A 14363-nucleotide genomic window follows, 5' to 3' on the forward strand; every position below is an offset into this window, starting at 1 on the left:
CGCCGCCGGGCGGTTGCTGGACGGCCCGGCCGGGACGTCAGCGGTTCGCGCAAGGGTCCCGGTGGGGGACGCCGGGGAAATAGCGCTTCCAATCGGCGTCGCTGATACCGGTGGTGGCCAGGGCGCAGATCCGTGCGGTGATCCGGCCGAGGTCGGTTTCCCAGAGTTTGACGGTGTAGTCGTTGCTGCCGGTGGCCATGGTGTGCCCGTCCGGGCTGAAAGCGACGGTGGGCACGTCGGAGGTGTGGCCGGAGAAGGTGCCGATCAGAGCCGGACGGCGGGGATCGCCGATGTCCCACAGCTTGGCGGTGTGGTCGGCGCCGCTGGTGGCCAGGCGACGCCCGTCCGGGGTGAAGGCGCCGGCGTAGACCGTGCCGGAGTGGCCGGTCAGCAGCGCGACCTGCCGGGGCCTGCGGATGTCGCGGATGTCGACCAGCCGCACCGTCTGGCGGTCGGCGATGGTGGCCAGCAGCGTGCCGTCGGCGCTGAACGCCTGGCTGGGAATCTCGTCGCCGCGGAACGGGAAGGGCAGTTCGCGCGGTACGGCCGGGTCGGTCACGTCCCACAGCCGACCCGCGTCGGCGCCGCCGCTGGTGCTGAGCACCCGGCCGTCGCGGCTGAAACCGACGGTGTGCACCCCGCGGCCGTGGGCGGGGATCTGGGTCAGCCTGCGGGGCGAGGCGGGCTCGGTGAGGTCCCAGAGGCTGATCGTCCGCTCCGATCCGGCGGCCAGCAGGCGGCCGTCCGGGCTGATCGCGACCGCGGTGACCTCGCCGTCCTTGGCGGGGAGGGTGGCGCGCAGGACGGGACGGCGCGGATCGGCGACGGCGTAGACGCGGGTGTTGCCGTCGTCGCTGCCGCTTGCCAGGAGCCGCCCGTCCGGGCTGAAATCCACGGAGCGCACGAAGCCGCCGGCCTCGGTGAGCACGCCCAGCGGGCTGCGCCGGTGCGGATCGGTGACGTCCCACAGACGGACCGTGCGGTCCCAACTCGCGGTGGCCAGGGTGTGCCCGTCGGGGCTGAAGGTGACCGCCGCGACGACGTCGCGGTGATCGGCCAGCGGCAGTTCCCGGACGTCCTGGAGCCGCAGCCCGGCCCGGCCCGGCACCGCGATCGAGGCGCCGTCCGGGCTGAACGCCGTGGTGTAGGCGCCGCCGGGCAGCACGGCCACCTCCCTCGCCCGGCCGGGGCGGGTGACGTCCCAGAGCCGGAGGGTCCGGCCCTGGCTGGCCAGGGTGGTGCCGTCCGGGCTGAAGGCCACCGACCAGACCAGCGCGTCATGGTCGCGCAGCACCTGGAGGGGCACGGGGTCGCCCGGGCGGCTGATGTCCCACAACCGGACGCTGTGGTCCCAGCTGGCCGTGGCCACCACCGGAGCGGTAGGGCTGAACGCTCCGCCGGCCACCACCCCGGTGTGCCCGGACAGCCGGCCGAGCGGACGCGGCGAGCGGCGGTCGCCGATGTCCCACAGCCGGGCGGTGCGGCCGCCGACGGTGAGCAGCCGGCGGCCGTCCGGGCTGAACACCGGCGACCCCAGCGGACCGGCGTGGGCCGGGAAACCGGCCAGCGAGGAGGGGCGGCGCGGGTCGGTGAGGTCCCACAGCTGGGCCGTCCGGTCCCCGTTGCCGGTCGCCGCGATCCGGCCGTCCGGCCCGAAGGCCACCGCGCCGACCGTCCTGGTGGCGTTGGCGAACGTCGAGACCCGGGCCGGACGGGCGGGGTCGGTGACGTCCCACAGCTGCGCGGCGCCGCCGCTGGCGGTGGCCATCAGGCGGCCGTCGGAGGAGAAGGACACCGCCTTGAGGCTGTCCGGCAGCGTGAGGGTGGCGAGCCGGCGGGGCCGGTTGATGTCCCGCACGTCCCACAGCACCGCGGTCCGGTCCCAGCTCGCGGTGGCCAGCACCGCCTTGCCGGGCTGGTAGGCGATGGCGACCAGATCGCTGCGGTGACCGGTCAGCAGCGTCGCGTACGGCGCGGCGAAGGTGCTGAACAGGCTGTCGCGGGTGGCCTGCGACGGCGCCAGCCGGTGCGCGGCCAGGGCCAGCCGCAGGGCCAGCGGCGGGTTCTCGTCCCGCATCGCGGCCGCCTGCGTGATGACGTTGCTCGCCAGCGCCTGGTTGCGCTGGTCGGCGACCAGGCGCTGGGAGTGGACGGCGTAGCCGACGGACGTCACCGCCACGAGCAGCAGGCACGCGAGGAGCACCACGGCCTGCCGGAGCCGCCTGGTGCGGGTGGCGGCCGTCGCCTGCTCGGCGGCCTCGGCGGCCAGGCCGGCGGCCAGGAACCGGCGCTCCCGGCCGGTGAGCGCGCCGTCGTTGCCGTCCGCCCACTCCTTGGCCCTGGCCAGCCGGGTGCCGCGGTAGAGCGCATCGGGGTTCTCCTGCAGCGCCTCCCACGTCTCGGCGGCCGCGGCGAGCTGCTGGTGCAGCCGAAGGCTCTCCCGGTCGTCGGTCAGCCAGTCGCGCAGCCGCGGCCAGCAGCGGATCAGCGCCTCGTGGGTGATCTGCACGCAGTTGTCGTCGAGCTGGATCAGCCGCGCGGCGGCAAGCCTCTCCATCACCATGGTCACCGTTCCGGACTCACCGAAACTGTGCAGGCCGGCGCAGCATTTGGCGTCCGCGGTGTCCTGCTCGACGCTGACCAGCCGCAGGAAGATCCGCTTGGCCGCGATCCGCCCCTCGGGGTCCAGCGAGGTGTAGACCTCCTCGGCGGTACGGGCGATGGCGTGCTGGATCCCGCCGGCCTCCTCGTATCCCTGGACGGTCAGCCGGGTGCCGCGCCGGCGCCGCCAGGTCTCCAGCAGCGCGTGCGAGACCAGCGGCAGCGACGCCGGCTGCGCCGCCGCCTCCGCGATCAGCCGGGAGACCAGCGCGGACTCGATCACATACCCCTCCGCGACGGCGGGCTTGGTGATCGCCTGGTGCAGTTCGGCGGCGCTCATCGGGCCCACCAGGATCTGCGCGTCCCGCAGCGCGGCGGCCAGCTCCGGATGCCGGCCGCAGTGGCCGTAGAAGTCGGCCCGCACCCCCAGCACGACCCGCACCCGGCTGCCCCGCCGGTTCGCGGCGTGGACCAGCGCCTCGATGAACCGGGCGCGTTCGGTCTCGTCCGAGCACAGGGTGAAGGTCTCCTCGAACTGGTCCACGATCAGCAGGGCGTCGGCGTGCCTGCGCTTGGCCAGCAGGGCCCGCTGGAGCCGCGGGTGCAGGTTCGCCGGGTCGGCGGCCAGGTCCGCCCGGATCTCCTCGGCCGGACGGCCCGTGGCGCGCGCCAGCCGCAGCGCGAGCTCGTCCATCGGGTGCGGGCCGGGCGTGATGATCATGGTCGGCCGGTTCTCGGCCCGGGCCAGCAGGCCGGCGCGCAGGAGCGAGGACTTGCCGGAGCCGGAGGCGCCGAACACGCCGACGAAACGCCGCTGCCGTACCCGCCGCAGGAGCTGGTCGATCAGCTCGTCCCGGCCGAAGAACCGGTCGGCGTCGCTGGGCTGGAACGGCGCCAGCCCGAGGAACGGGGGCCGCCGGTCCTTCTCGGCGGGAGCGGCGGCGGCCGCCGACTCCAGGTCGGCGGCGACGCTGTGCCAGCGGGCGCGCCATTCGTCGACGTCCCCGCCGCAGGCGTCGACGTAGGCCAGGGTCACCGCCAGGCTCGGCAGCTTGCGGCCGGCGGCGGCCTGCGCCAGCACGGTGACCGAGTAGTGCGCCGACTCGCTGAGCTGTCGGTAGGTCGGCTTGCCGGCCTTCTCGCGGAGCAGACGGAGGTCCGATGCGAATTCCAGTAGCGGCGGGCTCTCGGAGGACAACGGACGTTCCGGTCGCGGCATGCGCTACCCCCTCGGCTCCCACCAGGCCGTATGCCCCTGCTCCAAGAGCATCCTTACAGGGAGGTTATCCACGGATTGTTTGTCAGTTGAGAGCGTTCCGGAACCAAACAACTCCGCGGTGTTAGAACCGGACGGCGCGAACAGGTCAGGGGAGCGGGGGAGCGGTGGACGCCATGGCGGACGACTTCACGGATCTGGTGCTCTTCCCGCACTGCGACGTGCACGCCGTGCTCGACGGGGCGAAGCCGCTGACGCTGAAGGTGTTCCGTAGGAGGAGGCACGAGAGCAACCCGAGGCGGTACCGGCTCGACCCGAACCCGGTCACGGACGCGGTGTACGAGTTCATGGCACCGCACCGGGACCCCGGCAAGCGGTTCGACGGGCTGCCCACCGTCGACCCCGCCACCGGCCAGGTCACCGCGACCGAGCCCGGCGTGTACCTGTTCCAGATCCGGGCCGGCGACGACTACATCGTCGGCCGGCTCCAGGTGCACAACCGGATCATGAACTGGTGGTTCGGGAACAACTCCATCACCACCGCGCTGGATCCGGAGATCTACCACGCGCAGCCCACGCTCTACGCGAGGTTCATCAACGAACCCACCGGAACCGACCTGGTCGGGGACATCACGGGCCACGGATACGTCGCGCTGACGCCGGACCACCCGGACACGGTCGTGGTGAACGAGCACGGACGGCTCCGGGGCGTCGCCGTGACCGACCCCGACGGCGTGCACCATCCGGTCAGCATCACCGGGAACTACCGCGACATGGTGCGGTCGCTGGCGGTCCGGGTCGTTGACTACGGCAAGGTCAGGACCGACCTCGACGCGTCATTGCGGAACAACGTGTCGCAGTCGTCGGAGCTGCAGAACATCCTGTTCCTCCCCGAGGGATTCACCGACGCCGAGAAGACCAAGTTCTACGAGTTCGCCTACCGGGCCACCGATCTTATTTTCGACAACGCCACGCCGAGGCATGAGCCCTATGGGCTGCTGCGCGAGCACTTCAACGTGTTCAACTCCTTTGTCCCGTCCGAGGAGAACGGGGTGACCTGCGGGTTCAGGGTGACCGACCGGGCGACCGGAAGGGTGCCCACCGGTCTGGCGATCCCCTTCGACATGCGGGTCAACTCCAAGAAGCCCAAGCTCTACACGATGGCGGCGCTCGTCGCGCGCGTCGGGCTGCCGCAACGCAACGAGGCGCGTGAGCATCTGGCCGAGCTGTGGAATCGGCAGGGGCTGCCCGACTTCGACCCGACGCGGGTGGACGGCGAGACGGTGGACGCCTGGAAAGGGCTCCAGTGCACCGGGATGCTGCACGTGCGGGATACGGTGTTCGGTCTCGTGCTGGGCGGGCGTTTCGCCGACCGCGCGTCCGGGAAGTCGACTGCCACTAATCCGGCGGTGGTGAAGCCTGCCCTCGACCGTTCCAGCGAGGCGATGACGAGGTTCATCGGCCGGGTGTACGAGTTCTACACCACGGCGCTGAACAGGCATTTGGGATTCGACCCCCGGCGGCACCCTCCCGAGTTGTACGCCAACTCCCGCCGCCCCAACCCGGACAACAGCGTCCTGCGGCTGGCCGCCGGGCTGAAGTTCAAAGGGGAATCGGGAACCCTCTACGACATCGGCAAGGCTTGGTTCTTCGACGACTCGGTCTTCCAGCGGAGCCGGGGTCTGGTCGGCCTGATCGTCTACGACTACCTCAGCGGCGGGACGAACATGAACGGCCTGACGATCGCCGCGCAGACCGTGGCGAGCAAGAACCGCGTCGTGTACGAATACGGTGGCCCGAGCGACGGAATCGACCCGCAGCGGATGTTCCGGAAGATTCCAAAGTTCGCCGAGGAACCGGACGGTCTCGCCGACACGATAGCGCACGAGTTCGGGCACAGTTTCAACCTGGGCGACGAGTACGAGGAGTTCGACGGCGACGCTCCGGAGTACGACCTTCCCTGGGACAACGTGACGCTGTACAGCAGCATACGGTCCAACAGCCCGCCGCCCAGGGCGATCGACCCGGCGAAGGTCGAATGGCTCAAGTTGCCCGCCATCCTCATTTCCTCAACGCTGTCCGCGGATTCCCAAGAGAGGAACAACGGAATCGAAGTGAACGTGGGCGCCCTTGATATAGGCGCCTGGATCTTCGCTCAGCTTCGGCAGTTCCCGGTGCGGCTGCAGAACTTCGATCCCCGTCCGAACGGCCGGCAGTTCCCGTTCCCGACGACCCCGCAGCAGCAGCTGAACGGGCTGGTCGTGGTCGACAACGATGTCACCCGCGGGACGATCGTGCTCGGCGGATCGGCGCTGCCGCCCCGCCCGTTCCCGACTTTCAAGAAGGGATCGGCGGTCTTCGTGCCGATGCAGGACGGCGCGGGCAAAGAGATCCCTGTGGTCCGCAAGAGCGTGTTGAAATTCCTCCAGGAACACCGCACTCCGCTGAACAAGAACAGGGAGCATTTCCATTTCAGTGAAGAGGCCGATGTGCCGGTGCGGATCCCGGGGCAGCGGAAGCCGGCCCAGCCCAGCACCATGATCGGTGTCTTCGAGGGCGCCGACCACTTCGCCGGAGCGGCCTACCGGCCGGCCGGCGCGTGCAAGATGAGGAACAGCTCCGCGCGGGACGACTACAGCGCCTTCTGCTTCGTGTGCAAGTGGCTGATCGTCAATCGGATCGATCCGGGCTTCCACGCCCTGGTCAGAGGGATGTTCTACCCGGAGCACAACCATGACTGAGGCCGGTACCGTCGCCACGCTGCTCGCCGGGATCGGGCAGGCCATGCTTCCGCTGCGCGAGGCGCTGGCGTCCCCGGAGTCGTTCGCGGGCCTGCTGCGCAGGCTCGGCTGGCGGTCGGAGACCATCCCGCAGCCGGTCAAGGACCTCGGCTCCGGCGTCGACACGCTGTACGACGCGCTGCGGGGGCTCCTGGGCGATGGCGGCATCAACCTCGGCGGTTCGCACAGCGGCCCGCTGGAGCCGCCCCGCTTCTCGGCGGACGGGATCGGACGGGTGCTCGGCGCCACCCAGGCGGTCATCGAGGGGATACGCGGGATCGCCGCGGCACCCGATTCGGCGATCCCGGAACCGCTCCGGGCGGACGGGTTCCGGGAGAAGTTCCCCAAGCAGCTCATCGACCACCTGGTGGTCGACTACCTGCGGCACTACCAGCCGCCGCTGGCGTTCGCGCTCACCGCCCTGGGGGTCATCCGGATCCGGTTCGTGCCGGCCGCCGGGAACCGGCCGCCCTATCGGCATGTCTCGCTCGACCTCACCGAGCTGCCGGAGGCACTGGCCGACCCGTCCGGCCCGCTCAAGGCCGCCTTCGGATGGGGAGAGCAGGAGTTCGACTACCCGGCGCTGGCCGGGCAGATCGACAACCTGCTGATGGCGCTCGGCATGCGGGTGACCCTTCCGGTCGTCGACGAGCCCGTGGTCGAGGCCGTTCAGGGGACGGTCCGCCAACTCGGCGACGACGAGGTACGAGCGGTCAGGGCGGTGCTCTTCGAGCAGGTCAGCGACCCGGCCGCGGGGGAAGGGCAGGAGCACCGGATCGCCGAGCTCCGGCTGATGCCGCTGCCGGCCGACGGCGACCGGCTTCCGGGGGTCGCCCTGCTGCCGTCGTTCGACGGGGAACTGGGCCTCCGGATCCCGCTCGGCCCGGACATCGCGATCACCATCCGCAGCGATCTCGATCTGCGCGGCGGGGTCGCGCTCCTGCTCCGTCCCGGCCGGCCGATCGAGACGGTGGTCGGGTTCGCGGGCGAGGGCGCGCCCGTCCGCCGGGACGGCTCGATCGAGGTGGCCGTCGAGCGCGAGAACGCCGGCGGCGAACCGGTCCTGCTGATCGGCGCCAGGGACGGGACGCGCCTGCAGTTCCGCAAGATCGGCGGAACCGGCGGGGTGCGGCTGGCCGGCGGCGGGGCTGACGTCTACGCCGAGTTCGAGCTGGACGGCCTGGAGTTCGTGTTCTCGCCGGGCGGGGCGGACGGCTTCATCGCCAAGATCCTTCCCGGCGGCGGGTTCACCGTGGGTGCGGATCTGACCGTCGGCATCTCGCACCGGGACGGGTTCTACTTCCGCGGCGCCTCCAACCTGGAGCTCCAGGTGCCCGCCCACATCAAGATCGGGCCCGTCGAGGTGCAGGGGCTGACGATCTCCGCGGCGCCGTCCGCAGACGGACTGCCGGTCGCGCTGGGCGCGACCATCAAGGCCGACCTGGGGCCGGTCAAGGCGGTGGTGGAGCGGATCGGGCTGTCGGCGAACCTGGTGCCCAAGCCGAACATGGACGGCAACCTCGGCCCGCTCGACGTGTCGCTGGGGTTCCTGCCGCCGAAGGGGGTCGGGCTGTCGGTCAACGCCGGGATCGTCTCCGGCGGCGGATACCTGTACTTCGATCCGGACCACGGCGAGTACGCCGGCGCGCTGGAACTGGACTTCGCCGGGCTCGTCGCGCTCAAGGGCATCGGGCTGATCACCACCCGGATGCCGGACGGCTCGTCCGGCTTCTCGCTGCTGATCGTCATCACCGCCGAGTTCGCCGGCGGCGGGATCCAGCTCGGGTTCGGGTTCACGCTGCTCGGGGTCGGCGGCATCATCGGGCTGAACCGCCGGATGGACCTCGGCGCCCTGGTCGAGGGCGTGGTCAGCGGGGCGATCGAGTCGGTGATGTTCCCGCGCGACGTGGTGGCCAACGCGCCGCGGATCATCAGTGACCTGCGCCGGTTCTTCCCGCCCGAGGAGGGCACGTTCCTGATCGGGCCGATGGCCAAGCTGGGCTGGGGCACCCCGGCGCTGGTCACCGTCTCGCTCGGGATCGTCATCGAGATCCCGCCCGGCACCGTGGCGATCCTCGGCGTGCTCAGGTGCGTGCTGCCGCGCGAGGAACTGCCGCTGCTGGTGCTGCAGGTCGACTTCGTCGGCGCGTTCGAGCCGGACAAGTCCCGGCTGTGGTTCTTCGCCAAGATGCGCGACTCGCGGATCCTCACCATGACCATCGACGGCGGCATGGGGCTGCTGGTGGCCTGGGGCGGCGACGCCGACCTGGTGCTGTCGGTCGGCGGGTTCCACCCGTCGTTCAAGCCGCCGCCGCTGCCCTTCCCGGTGCCGCAGCGGCTCACGGTGGACATCCTGAACAGCCCCGGCCGGCTGGTCCGGGTGACCGGCTACTTCGCGGTCACCAGCAACACCGTCCAGTTCGGCGCGGCGGTGGAGCTACGGCTCGGTTTCAACGAGTTCGGCATCCACGGGCACCTCGGGTTCGACGCGCTGTTCCGGTTCTCCCCGTTCGCGTTCGTCGTCGAGATCTCCGCCGGGGTCTCGCTCAAGGCGTTCGGGGTCGGGGTGTTCGGCATCGACCTGCACCTCCAGCTCGAAGGGCCGACCCCGTGGCGGGCGCACGGCCGGGGCTCGATCTCGCTGCTGTTCTTCGAGATCTCCGCGGACTTCGACATCACCTGGGGCGAGGAGCGCGACACCACCCTGCCGCCGGTGCAGGTGATGGGCCTGCTGGAGTCCGAGATCCGCAAGACCGACGGCTGGCAGACGCGGCTGCCGGGCGGCGGGGCCAACCCGCTGGTCACGCTGCGGCAGCTGACCGAGACCGACGATCTGGTGCTGCATCCGCTCGGCACGCTGTTCATCCACCAGCGCGCCCTCCCGCTGGGGACGCGGATCGACCGGGTCGGCGGCCAGCGGCCCAGCGACGGCAAGCGGTTCACCGTCGCGCCGGAGCAGGGCAGCGGCCTGGTCAAGGCGTCCGACACCGGCGAGCGGTTCCCGATGGCCCAGTTCCAGGACATGGACGACGCGGCCAAGCTGTCGCGCCCGGCGTTCGAGAACGCCGACGCCGGGCTGGAGCTGACCGCGGACAAGGGCGCGCTGGCCGCCACGCGGGTAGTGCGCCGGAGCGCCCGCTACGAGCTGCACATCATGGACGCCGACCCGCCCAGGCCGGCCGGCGCGACGGGAACGGCGACGCCAGCCAGCGCGGCCGGAAGCGCGATGTCGCTGGCCAGTGGGGCAGGCAGCCGGCGCCCGCCCCGGCTGTACCGCGCGCACCCGGCGGTGTTCGGGCAGCTCCTGGAGGGCAGCAGCACGGCCCGTTCGCCGCTGTCCCAGCGGGAGGCCCAGTTGCGGCGGCCCTACGACGCGGCGGAGTCGGTCCAGGTCACCGGCGACCGGTTCGTCATCGCCTACCTGCGCAACAACCACCAGGCGTTCCCGCCCGCCGCCTCCGGCGCGAGCACGGCCGGGTTCGGCAGCCAGACCGCCGCGGCCGACGCCATGGCGGAGTGGATCCGCGACGAGCCCCGGCTGGCCGGGCGGCTGCACGTGATCCGCGAGGCGGAGGCCGCCGGTGGGGCGGCGGCCCAGCCCGGCACCTGGACCGCGGCCAACCCGGCGCCGTCCGCCGTCACCGGCACCGAGGCGGTGCTGCTGGGCGGCGGGAACGTGCTGATCTCCGGCGGCGCGGACGGGTCCGGCGCGCCGGTGGCCGGCACGATGCTCTTCGATCCGGTCGCCGCCACCTGGTCCGCCGGTCCGGCGCTGAAGACGGCCCGCCGAGGGCACACGACGACCGCGCTCCCGGACGGCCGGGTCGTGGTGGCCGGCGGTGTGGGCGCGGACGGGACCCCGCTGGCCTCGGTCGAGGTATACGACCCGGTGGCCCGGACGTGGACGAGCCCGCAGCAGACGATGCGCACCGCGCGCCATGGGCATTCGGCCACCGTGGTCGACGGCAAGCTGCTGGTCATCGGCGGCACCGGCGCCCGGGGCGGGCAGGGCCGGGCCACGCTGACCTCGGCCGAGACGCTCGATCCGGCCACCCTGACGTGGACCGGCCTCCCGCCGATGGCCTACGCCAGGACCGGCCACCAGGCGGTGCCGCTCCCCGAGGGGCGGGTGTTCGTGATCGGCGGCGCCCTGCTCACCGGACGCGGGGAGCGCGCCATGACCTACTGCGAGATCTACGACCCGTCCACGAAGACCTGGGGCGCGGCCGCCGCGTTGATCGTGCCCAGGAAGGGCCACCAGGCGACCGCGCTGCGCGACGGCAAGGTCTTGGTCACCGGCGGGGACGCGGTGCCGGCCGTGCCCCATCGCCCGGGGAGCCTGGCGGCCGCCGAGCTGTACGACCCGGCCGCGAAGACCTGGACGCGGGTGGCCGACCTGCCCGGCGGCCGCAGCGGCCATCGCGGCGTGGCCACCCGGTCCGGCCGGGTGCTGGTGGTCGGCGGCACCGACCGCGTCCGCTCCACCGCCGGATACCGGAACGCGGTGCTCTTCGACCCGTCCTCCGGAACCTGGACGGCCACCGGCCCGCTGGGCGCGGGCCGGTGGGACTTCCCGGCCGTGGTGCTCGCGGACGGCCGGGTGCTGGCCGTCGGCGGGGTGGCCCTGGCCGGCCCCGCGGCCCCCGGTCCTGACCCCGCCGTGCTGGACGGCACCGCCGAGATCTACCTGCCGTGACCGACACCGAAAGGCCCGACGAGATGACCAGAGCCATCCCCGTGGCCGCCGACACCTGGGCACCGGCGCCCGACTACACCGCGCCGGTGAGCTGGTACGGCAGGCACGACGGCGCCGTGCTGCTCAAGGACGGCAAGTCGCTGCTGGTCGCCGGCGGCGCCGACGCCGCGTCCTCGGCGGTCAAGCACGCGGCGGTGTACGACACCGGCACCAAGACCTGGGCCGCCCCGGTGCCGCTCGGCACCGCGCGCCAGCTGCACGCCGTGACCGTCCTGCCCAGCGGGAAGGTGCTGGTCACGGGGGGAACCGGCGGCCCGACCGGCCCGGCGCTCGCCACCGCCGAGCTGTACGATCCGGTCGCGAAGTCCTGGACACCGACCAAGCATCCGATGGCCACCGCGCGCTGGGGGCACAGCGCGGTGCTGCTGTCGGACGGCACGGTGCTCGTCTCCGGCGGCAGCACGGTCCCGTCCGGGCAGACCGTCAGGGCGCTGCGCTCCGCCGAGGTGTTCCATCCCGGCGACGAGACGTGGACGGCGGCGCCGGACATGACCGACGCCCGCAGCGGCCACGCCGCGGTGGCGCTGCGGGACGGCAAGAAGGTGCTGGTCTGCGGGGGCGGTGCGCCGGTGGGCACCGCCGCCGACCCGGCGCTGGCGTTCTGCGAGGTGTACGACACCGACAGCAAGACCTGGGCGCCGACCGGCACGATGCGACGGCCGCGGCGTGCGCACCAGGCCACCGCGCTGTCGGCGACCCGGGTGCTGGTGACCGGCGGCTCCGCGCCGGGCGCGCTGGACGACGGCGGCTTCGACCCGCGCAGCCAGCGGACCGCCGAGGTGTACGACGTGGAGTCCGGCACCTGGACGGACGCCGCCCCCATGCCCGCGGGCCGGGCGTTCCACCGGGCGGTGGCGGTGGGCGCCGGCAAGGTGCTGGTGATCGGCGGCGCCGACCGGCCGGAGGACGAGGCCGGTTACCGAGGCACGTTGCTGTACGACAACGGCACGTGGACGACGGTGGCCGGGCTGGTGCGCGGCCGGTGGGCGTTCGCCGCGGTGGCCGTCGGGGCCGCGGCGCACGTCATCGGCGGGGTGACCGCCTCCGGGCTTGCCGCGGCCGATCCGGCGGTCGTCGAGCTGACCAAGACCATGGAACGGTACGGGAGCGGCTCATGACCGCGGGCGCCTACTCGTTCCTGCCCTCGCTGCGCACCGGCCTGGCCACCCGGATCACCGAGCCCCGCGAGCGGGCTCCCAGGGCCTCGGTCCTGGTGAAGCTCACCCTGACCGGGGACCCGCTCACCCCGGGCAAGGCTCTGGAGCAGACCGTCAAGCAGCCGGTGCAGATCTACGGCCCCGGCGATGTCGTCGGCGTCGACCCGCGGGCGGTCTCGCGCACCGAGCCCCGGCCGTTCGCCAACAACGTCGAGCCGAACTACCTGGCGCACGTCGAGTTCTACGACGAGGACTTCCTCTGGCGGTACAGCCCGGTGCTGGAGGACGGCACCAAGCGGCTGCTGCCCTGGCTGGCGCTGATCGTCCTCGCCGCCGAATCGGAGACCGGGGCGAAGGCGGAGTTCGAGGAGTTCGCGCTGCCCGACCGGCCGCTGCCGTTCATCACCGTCACCGAGCCCGCCGCTCTGCCGCCGCACGCCGAGCTCGGCGCGTGGGCGCACGTCCACGTCAACGGCGAACTCGACGTTCCGCTCGCCCTGGACCTCGACCCCGCGCGCGATCCGGTCGCACTGGCCAACCTCCGCAGGGTGCTGCGGGAGAACCCCGACAGCGCCTGCTCCAGGCTGCTGTGCCCGCGGCATCTGCTGCCCAACACCACCTACCACGCCTTCCTGGTTCCCGCCTTCGAGACCGGACGGCGGGCCGGGCTGGGGATGGCGCCGGGGGACATCGAGGCCAAGACGCCGAGCTGGGGGACTCCTCCCGCGTCGGTGCAGCTGCCGTACTACCACCGCTGGTCGTTCACCACCGGAAGCACCGGCGACTTCGAGTACCTGGTCCGGCTGCTCAAGCCGATCCGGGCCGACGACCGGGTCGGACGCCGCGACATGGACTGCCACCGCTCGCCGGGGTTCAAGCTGCCGGGCGTCACCACCCCCACCCAGCCGGACGGGGTGCTGCGCCTCGGCGGTGCCCTGCAGCTGCCCGAGGCCGACGAGCACATCGACGCCTACGAGAACTGGGACAACTACTACGCCGACCCGCAGCGCCCGCCGTACCCGAACCAGTGGCAGCAGGCGATGGCCGGGCTGATCAACCTGGCCGAGGCGTACCAGCACAAGACCGCGGCCGCGGCCAACACCGAGCTGTCGGAGAAGATCCCCGACCTCGCGAAGGAGGTCGACCCGATCATCACGCCGCCGCTGTACGGGCGCTGGCACGCGCTCACGCCCCGGCTGCTCACCGGCGGGTCCGGCCCGGTGCCGGAGGGCGAGCTGCGGGGCTGGGTGCACCGCCTCAACCTCGACCCCCGGTTCCGGGCCGCCGCCCACTACGGCACCCAGGTCGTGCAGGCGCGGCAGGAGGAGTTCATGGCCGCCGCCTGGGCCCAGATCGGCGATGTGCTCACCGCCAACGCCAAGATCCGGGCCGCGCAGCTGGCCCGCGAGGTGGGGAACAGGCTCAAGGGCAAGCACCTCGACCCGGCCGCGGTCCCCGCCGCCCGCGCCGCGGACGCCCCGCCGGGCCCGTCCGGGAAGGCGCTGACGCTGACCGCGCCGGCCCACTCCCGGCTGATCCAGAGCCCGGCCGCGGCCCGTGCCACCGCCGCCGCCGTGGCGGGGTTGACCGGCGCTGAACAGCTGGCCGGAGCGGCGGGGCCGCCCGGTGTGATCGAGCAGCTCGTCGTCCGCTTCCAGGTGGAGGAGAGCCAGGTCGCGACCGCGCCGGTGTCCCCCGAGATGCGCCGGATCATGCGGCCGGGCGGACGGCTGGTCAAGGGGCTGAAGTTCGACCGGGACCCGAGGGAGGACCTGGTGCCCCGGCTGGACCGGCCGCCGGAGACCGGCGGCATCACCGCCGCGCCTCCCAAGACCACCCCGCCCGCCGTGGTC

Annotated in this window: 5 protein-coding genes; 4 read left to right on the top strand and 1 reads right to left on the bottom strand. The window is 72.6% G+C overall.

Annotated features, from left to right (window positions below; genetic code table 11):
- Positions 1 to 37: 37 nt before the first annotated feature.
- A complete protein-coding gene (locus tag E1298_RS13150) occupies positions 38 to 3820 on the bottom strand; it encodes an nSTAND1 domain-containing NTPase (RefSeq protein ID WP_131892809.1) in 3783 nt (1260 codons plus the stop codon).
- Positions 3821 to 3984: 164 nt separating this feature from the next.
- Between E1298_RS13150 and E1298_RS13155 the strand changes: the two genes are divergently transcribed.
- The 4 genes from E1298_RS13155 to E1298_RS13170 form a co-directional block, all read left to right on the top strand.
- A complete protein-coding gene (locus E1298_RS13155; RefSeq protein ID WP_131892811.1) occupies positions 3985 to 6558 on the top strand; it encodes a M64 family metallopeptidase in 2574 nt (857 codons plus the stop codon).
- A complete protein-coding gene (locus E1298_RS13160) occupies positions 6551 to 11293 on the top strand; it encodes a DUF6603 domain-containing protein (RefSeq protein WP_131892813.1) in 4743 nt (1580 codons plus the stop codon). The genes E1298_RS13155 and E1298_RS13160 overlap by 8 nt, the downstream gene beginning before the upstream one ends.
- On the top strand, positions 11290 to 12471 hold the full coding sequence (locus E1298_RS13165) for a Kelch repeat-containing protein (RefSeq protein ID WP_207944597.1): 1182 nt from the start codon (positions 11290 to 11292) through the stop codon (positions 12469 to 12471). The genes E1298_RS13160 and E1298_RS13165 overlap by 4 nt, the downstream gene beginning before the upstream one ends.
- On the top strand, positions 12468 to 14363 hold a 1896-nt coding region (locus E1298_RS13170), incomplete at its 3' end, for a hypothetical protein (RefSeq protein ID WP_207944598.1). The genes E1298_RS13165 and E1298_RS13170, both read left to right, overlap by 4 nt.

The sequence above is a fragment of the Actinomadura rubrisoli genome, from assembly GCF_004349215.1.
Taxonomy (GTDB): Bacteria; Actinomycetota; Actinomycetes; order Streptosporangiales; family Streptosporangiaceae; genus Spirillospora; species Spirillospora rubrisoli.

Excerpts from the sequence above, each read along its gene's own strand:
- E1298_RS13160 (WP_131892813.1), top strand. The coding sequence starts at position 6,551 with ATGACTGAGGCCGGTACCGTCGCCACGCTGCTCGCCGGGATCGGGCAG.
- E1298_RS13150 (WP_131892809.1), bottom strand. The coding sequence starts at position 3,820 with ATGCCGCGACCGGAACGTCCGTTGTCCTCCGAGAGCCCGCCGCTACTG.